Raw genomic sequence first — 6,650 nt, 5'->3', positions numbered from 1 at the left:
TGTTCATCGCGCCCGAGGCTCGGGTGCGGACCCGGTCGGGCCCGTCCATGTCCTCCCTCTCGGAGTGGCTGGGCAGCGGTGGGCTGCCGGAGACCTTGCTCGCGGCGAGCAGATCCCTGAAGGAGTTCGAGCCCGCCCTGCTCTCCGTGCCCCTCCCGAAGCTCGTGGGGGAGCGGCGCGCGCTGGTGGTGCTGGGAGATCCGGGCTCGGGAAAGACGACGGTGCTGCGCTGGCTCGCGGTGCTGGCCGCCGGAGGTCCGCTGTCCTGGGCCGAGCACCTGGGACCCTCGGAGCGGCTCCTTCCGCTCATGGTCAGCGTGGGGCGGCTGGCGGAGATCCGCGAGCGGCTGGGCTCCGTGGGCTCCGTCATCGACGCGCTGGCGGTCTACTTCCACGACCGGAACGTCGGCGGAGAGGCCCCGCTGCGGCACTTCCTGGAGCGGGTGCTGGAGGCGGGGGAGTGCCTCGTGCTGCTCGATGGGCTCGACGAGGTGCGCAGTGAGGTGCGTGGCCCCCTCCTGCGGTGGCTGGAGACCTTCTGCGCCCGGTTCCCTCGCAACCGCTTCATCGCCTCGGCCCGCGTGGTGGGCTACTCCGGTTTCTCGCTGCCGGACGGACTCGAGACGACGCTCGGGCCCTTCGACGACGAGCAGGTCCGCCGCTACGCCTGGGCCTTCGAGCGGGCGTGTCGGCGCTGGGAGAACGACGGCGTCCCCGATGACCTTGGAGCGGAGCGCGAGTCTGGAAAGCTCCTGGAGGCGCTCTTCAAGAACCCGCGCCTGCGGGACCTCGCGCGCAATCCCTTTCTGCTGTCGGCCCTGGCGCTCATCCACAGGGCAGAGGGACAGCTTCCGCGCCACCGGGTCCAGGCCTATGAGATCTTCTCGCGGACGCTCTGCGAGACCTGGAGCAACGCCCGCCGGGTCGTGGCGGGCGAGAGCGAGACGCGCAGCATCCGCTACGAGGAAGAGGCCATTCCCATCCTGGGTGAACTCGCCCTGCGGATGCACGAGGAGTGGCCCGCCGGAGCCGCGCCCGAGGCGTTCGTCATCGAGACGCTGGCCGAGGCCATTCAGGCCCGGGATGGAGGGACGCGGCGGGACGCGGAACGGTCCGCCCGGGAGTTCCTCGAACGTGCGGGCAAGGAGGTGCAGATCCTCCTGGAACGCGGCGCGGGCCAGTGGGGCTTCCTCCACCTGACCTTCCAGGAGTTCTTCACCGCCGTGGGGCTGCTCTCCTCGGAGCGGTTCGAGGAGGTGGCCTTCGAGCACCTCTTGGATCCGCGCTGGGAGGAGGTGCTCCGCCTGGGGGTGGGGTACATGGCGCTCATCCAGAAGCGCGCCCAGGCGACCCAGAAGCTCATCCGGCGGGTGTTGGAGTACCAGGAGCAGGGCGAGCGCCGGTATGTGACGGAGCTGCTTCGCAAGCAGATCTATCTGGCGTCACTGCTCGCGAGCGAGGCCGGGGATGTGCTGCCCGTCCCACTCCAGCAGGAGATCGCTCGGGCCCTGGTGGAATGGATACGGGACATGCCCCTGGGCGCCTTCGATCCGTTCTTGCGCGAGCTGGCGTTGACGGACTTCAGCGAACGTCTGCTGGATGTACTGCTTCGGATGACCGAAAGCGCCGACGAGCATTTCCGATCCAAGGCGATGAAGGCCCTGGGCTTCATGGAGGGACCTCCGCGGGCACGACGAGCATTGCTCGAGTTCACTCAGGCTCCATCCTCGCTCCTTCGCGTGGGTCTGTGCAGGATGCTGGCCGACCTTGATGCTGCTCTTGGCAAGGAGCTTTTGACGCGTCTCGTTCGTGATCCAGACCTGACCGTCACAACAACTGCGTTCTTCTCCGCTTTCTTGAGCGGAAAGGAAGAATTACTCAAGGTCGTTGAATCCGTTGTCGGGAATCCAGACACGAACACCCTGCAAGGGCTTCTCCAGACAATAAATGTGGTGGTGGTTGTGAACTCTCTGGATGGGCAACAAGACTCCATTGCCTTGGATCCGAGCTTGGTGGAAACGGCCATACAGCTAGGGTCGAATCATGAAGACGTGACTCTCAGGAAACTCGCTTCGACCGTTGCCAAGTGGTGGAGGCAGTACACCAGCGGCGCCACGCGGGCCCCAGCGAAACAAATCCTCTCTCTGAATTCTTTGCTTGCCATGGCCGATGAGGAGGATCCGAAGAGCCGCAGGAAGGCCCTCGTCTTGATCGCCGAGTTCAATGACGACAAAGTCAATCACCTCATGTTGCGCTGTTTGAATGATCCTGACGACAAGGTACGCCGGCTGGCACTCAAAAGGCTCGAAGAGCTTGAGCTGCCCGAGGCCCTTGGGCCATTGAAGGAATTCGTGCGCACCGCTTCAATTCAGCACGAGAAGGAAATGGCACTGTTCGCGCTCTGGAAGCTCGCGATGAAAGGTGTGCGAGCCCCGCGGCCTGACAGTCAGCACAGACCCTCATCCTGACCCTCTCCCAGAAGGAGAAGGAAGGGGTTGGGTTGCACTCAGGGCGGCGGAGGCGTCGTCCCGGTTGGATTGCAGTAGCCGCGCGGCGGCCCCATGTCATTCAAGTCCACCGGGACATTGGCGCTGGGCTTGCACATGCGGCGTTGCTGGTCGCACTGGAAGGGCGCGGGACGCCCGCAGTCGGCCGACACCGTACAGGCCTTCACCCAGAACCCCTTCGTCGGATTGCCGGGGTCCCTCACCAGCACCGAGCCCTTCTGGCGGCAGCCGTTCGGCGGAGGCTCCGGAATGAGGCAGGCGCCGTTGGGCCACCCTCCCAGGAATTCGCGGACGCACACGCCGCCTCCGCACTCCGCGTCGTTCTTGCAGGAATTTCCGAGCGGCACTCCGCACTCGCCATCCGCCACGGGGTCCGCCGGCACGGGGGTGGAGCCAGCCGGGGGGGGAGGAGCCCCGGGGGGCAGCGAGCAGTTGAGCGGGGTCGAGACGAGATGCCACCCCTCGGGGAGCGCCGCCCCCGTGGGCGAATCCTTCGCTGTCAGTGCCTTGGGCGCGCGAATCAACAACCGCCCATTGGAGCCGCCGATGAGCGGCTCCGTCTCATCCCTTCGCCCGTTGTCATTCGCGTCCTGGTAGGCCGCGAGCCACGCCGCGCCATACCGCGCGCCCGAGGGCAGGGTGTTGAAGTGCTCGGCACCGGGCTCGTCGAACAGCTTCAGCTCGAAGGGCCGGTAATACTCCGCGCGGAGGGCCGCCCCCGGCTGCTCGATGAGCGTTTCGCTGGTCGCGCCCGGCTTCCGGACACTCCAGAAGACCCCGATGCTCACCTCGGGGTTGGCCTCGGTGACGTACTGCGAGACGCCGTTCACCGAGCCGGGCACCGTGAAGCGCGCCGTCCCCGAGTACCTCTCATCCACGAGCGAGTCCCCGCACGCGAGCGTCCCGCATGCGAGCACCCAGGCCAGTCTCCGGAGTGTCACCAGCGCCATACGAGTCCTCCCGTGCCCCACCAGGTGAGGGGGGTTATCAACTCCTCCTGGCCCGTCGTCTCGCCACCCTGGACCACGGCGCGCTTGAAGAGCCCGCTCACCGGTCCTCCCTCCAGGCGCAGGGCCACTCCCGCTCCGAGGTGTCTCTCCACCAGCAGGATGCCGCCGAAGCCCGCGCCCAGGGCCCGCCGGCTCTCGACGAGCCGCTCCGTGTCGAAGTCCTGCCGGTGCATCACGCCCTCGACGAACAGTCCGAAGGCCACGCTCACGGGCTCCAGGTCGATGAAGCGCATCAGCGTCAGCCCCAGTCCGAGCTCATCGTGGCGGCGCACCAGCAGTCCGTCCGAGCCGGCTCCCTGGATCGTCATGCCACGCAGCCGCACCCCCACGGAGCCCCACTCGAAGTCGAGGCCGTAGCCGAGCTGGAGCTGCGGGGTGGCGCCCTCGCCCGCGAGCATCTGCCCCCGCGCGCCTCCGAGCAGGGAGACGTTTTGCGTGTAGGCCTTCGGGCCGCCCCGGCGGCGCACGAGCCGGTCATAGCGCACGGTCTCGAAGGGCAGCGTGGCGAGCTCCACCATGCTCCCCGTGGCGAGCGCCACCTGGTACTCGCGGTACTCGTCCGAGTTGCGCTGCTGCACGAAATAGTTGCCCGCGGGCAGGGACAGCTCCCGTCGCTGGCCCTGTGGGGTGACTTCCGCCACCACCGGCCCCCCCTGCCGCCCCTCCATGATGAGGTAGAGCGCGGCCTCGCCCAGCCGCAGCCGGCCCGCGCGACTCCGGGGCTCGGCCGGTACCGACAGCACCAGCTCGTCGCGCCCCTTCACCTCCCAGGAGTACGTCGGGTGCTGGAGCGCCACCGTCTGTCCACTCGAGCGGAGCGTCTGCGCGTAGGTGTAGCTGTACGCCTCGGGCAGCGTCACCTTGCCGTCGTCGTCGTGGTCCGCCGCGCCTCGCAGCGCGTTCACCAGGTGGTGGGTGAAGAACGAGCCCCGCAGTCGGTCCGACTCCTGGCTCGCCTCGCCCGCGGCGCTCGAGGTGATGATGGCCAGGCCCTCGGTGGCCACCTCGTTGCGCAGGGTGAGCTGGAAGCTCTCCGCCGCCTTGACGCCCTTCACGCGCGTCACCGTCCCCGAGCGGCATGCATCGAGCACCAGCACGCGCACGCCCGCCGGTGAGCCCTCGACGAGTGTCTTCAACTCCTCCAGCGGCAGCTCGGTGCCCCCCAGGTGGAGCCCCGCCGCGTCGGCGTGCCCCGAATAGAAGACCACGAGCGCGGTGGGGTGCCCCTGGCCCGCCTGGACGCGGATGGTGGCGTTCACCTCCTGGAGCGTGCGCCGCACCGTGTTCGCGTCCTCGCCCAGCAGGAGGATCGTGCGCCGGGACGAGACGCTCCCGTGCTCGCGCAGCACGTCGACGATCGTCCTGGCATCCTGCTCCGCGTACAGCAGGCTCACCTCGTTGCGGGCCCCATCGTTGTGGCCGATGGCGACGACCCAGGTGTGCTCCGGGAGCGCCCGGGCCGTGAAGGGCACGAGCAGCGCGAGGAGCAGGCCCAGCAGTCCCGTCCACCCTCGACTCATGGGCCCTTCACCAGGATGAACGGCGTGGTGACGCAGCCGGCGGGGCACACGGGCGCGGCCTTGGCACCCGCGGAGGTGCACCGCGGCGGGCCCACTTCAATCGGGCAGTGCACGAGGTGGAGCGTCTCGCGGCCCGGCTGCTCATCGAGCGACACCGCGCCGGACAGCGGGATGCCCTTGTCCTCACCGAAGCGCGTCTGTGTCCCGGGCTCGAGCGGCCACGCGGTGTAGAGCGCCCCGGAGGACTCGACGCCGAGCACCGTCACGAAGCCCTCCGACGGCAGGTCCACGGTGAAGCGGAGCCGGTCTCCCGGGGCGAACGTGCCCCCGCTGACCGCCTCCTCCGCATGGTCCCCCACGAGCCGGAACACGTGCAGCGCGAGCGAGCCCTTCGCCCGCGTCATCGGAGGCTGGACGTTCTCCTGGCCGGTGACGAGCAGGAGGGCGACGGCCGCGGTGGCCACCATCGTCAGGGGAGCGACGTGGCGGCGCAGCCAGCCGAGGAGCCGCTGGGGGAGCGGGAGGGGCCTGTCGAGCCCCGTCCGGATGCGCCCCAGCATCACGCGCGGATCCACCCCTGGCAGGCCATCGAAGCCGGCCCGGCGCTCGGCCATGCGCGCGCCACAGTCCGCGCAGCCGGCCACGTGCCGCTCGGGCTCCTGGGCCTCCTCCCGGGAGAGCTCGCCCGCGTGGAGCCGATCCAACGTGAAGTCGGACGGGCACTCCGGGCGCCCCTGCCGCAGCTTGCTGAAGTCGGGCGGGCTCATGAACGCTTCCTTCCAAATCCGAGGAAACCGGACGTCTTCTTGGGTTCCGGCGGCGCGCTGACTCGCGCGCTCGCCCACGCCTGGAAACGCTCGAGCAGGTTGCCCACCGTCCGCTTGGATACGCCGAGCACCACGGCCGCCTCCTCGTGCGACATGCCATCGAGGAGGACGTACACGGCCGCCGCTGCCTGGCGCTGGTCGGCCTCCGCGAGCAACCGCCGCAGCAGCAGCATGTCATCCGGGTGCGCCGGGTCCGCCCTGTCGGTGTCGTCCGCCATGGGCGCCACGTGCTCCGTATAGAGCTCGGTGCGCCGCGTGCGGTCCCGAATCAGGTTCAGGCAGTAGTGGGTGGTGATTTGATACACCCACGTCGTCAGCTGGCTCTGCTGCCGGAAACCCTCGGCGGAGCGGAAGGCGCGGATGAAGATTTCCTGCGTCGCCTCCTCGGCGTCCGCGGGATTGCCGAGCAGCCGCAGGGCTCGCCGATACACCCGGGGCCCGTGTTGGCTGAAGAGCACGGAGATCTGCTGCGAGTCGGCTCGGCTCACTGCTGCCTTCAAAGAAGGGAGGAGCCCGAAGTCTACCCGCAATCCGCGCTCGTCACCTTGGGCCAGGCTGCTCATCATGCGGGCTGCCTCCTCGCTGCTTCTCTCCCTTGGACCCGTGAGGCTTTTTTTCGGGCAAGAGGCGAGGCCGCGGCCCGGGGGGGGAGGGGTAGAGCCCCCGGGCCGCGTACTCAGGGACGTCTCAGTGACGACGCCCCTTTCCTCCCGGACGGCGAGCGGGCAGCTCCACCGCGGTGCCGTCGAGCGTCGCGGTCCCGCAGTCTGGCCCGAAGACGAGCAT

The 6,650-nt window shown here is 68.8% G+C and carries 5 protein-coding genes; 1 reads left to right on the top strand and 4 read right to left on the bottom strand.

The window, feature by feature from the left end; translation table 11 throughout:
- The first annotated feature begins 47 nt into the window (after positions 1–47).
- Positions 48–2,468 carry an NACHT domain-containing protein gene (locus VF794_RS36675; protein ID WP_331117822.1) on the top strand — a complete coding sequence of 807 codons (2,421 nt, stop codon included), beginning with the start codon at positions 48–50 and terminating at the stop codon, positions 2,466–2,468.
- 38 nt (positions 2,469–2,506) lie between these two features.
- On the opposite strand, the gene VF794_RS36670 is transcribed toward VF794_RS36675, so the two are convergent.
- From VF794_RS36670 to VF794_RS36655, 4 genes are read right to left on the bottom strand one after another with little or no spacing between them, the layout of a single operon-like run.
- Complete coding sequence (locus tag VF794_RS36670; protein WP_331117820.1) at positions 2,507–3,457, bottom strand: hypothetical protein; 951 nt, start codon at positions 3,455–3,457, stop codon at positions 2,507–2,509.
- Positions 3,445–5,037, bottom strand: coding sequence for a caspase family protein (locus VF794_RS36665; protein WP_331117818.1), 1,593 nt, complete (start codon positions 5,035–5,037; stop codon positions 3,445–3,447). The genes VF794_RS36670 and VF794_RS36665 overlap by 13 nt, the downstream gene beginning before the upstream one ends.
- Positions 5,034–5,804, bottom strand: a complete 771-nt coding sequence (locus tag VF794_RS36660) for a hypothetical protein (RefSeq protein ID WP_331117816.1) — start codon at positions 5,802–5,804, stop codon at positions 5,034–5,036. The genes VF794_RS36665 and VF794_RS36660 overlap by 4 nt, the downstream gene beginning before the upstream one ends.
- The gene (locus VF794_RS36655) at positions 5,801–6,352 is read right to left on the bottom strand and encodes an RNA polymerase sigma factor (RefSeq protein WP_331117814.1); all 552 of its coding nucleotides are present in this window, start codon (positions 6,350–6,352) and stop codon (positions 5,801–5,803) included. The genes VF794_RS36660 and VF794_RS36655 overlap by 4 nt, the downstream gene beginning before the upstream one ends.
- Between the last annotated feature and the right edge of the window lie 298 nt (positions 6,353–6,650).

Source organism: Archangium sp. (assembly GCF_036389735.1).
GTDB lineage: Bacteria > Myxococcota > Myxococcia > Myxococcales > Myxococcaceae > Archangium.
The sequence above is the reverse complement of the archived record's forward strand: the minus strand, read 5'-3'. Positions and strand labels throughout refer to the sequence as shown.

Excerpts from the sequence above, each read along its gene's own strand:
- VF794_RS36665 (WP_331117818.1), bottom strand. The coding sequence starts at position 5,037 with ATGAGTCGAGGGTGGACGGGACTGCTGGGCCTGCTCCTCGCGCTGCTC.
- VF794_RS36670 (WP_331117820.1), bottom strand. The coding sequence starts at position 3,457 with ATGGCGCTGGTGACACTCCGGAGACTGGCCTGGGTGCTCGCATGCGGG.
- VF794_RS36675 (WP_331117822.1), top strand. The coding sequence starts at position 48 with ATGTCCTCCCTCTCGGAGTGGCTGGGCAGCGGTGGGCTGCCGGAGACC.
- VF794_RS36660 (WP_331117816.1), bottom strand. The coding sequence starts at position 5,804 with ATGAGCCCGCCCGACTTCAGCAAGCTGCGGCAGGGGCGCCCGGAGTGC.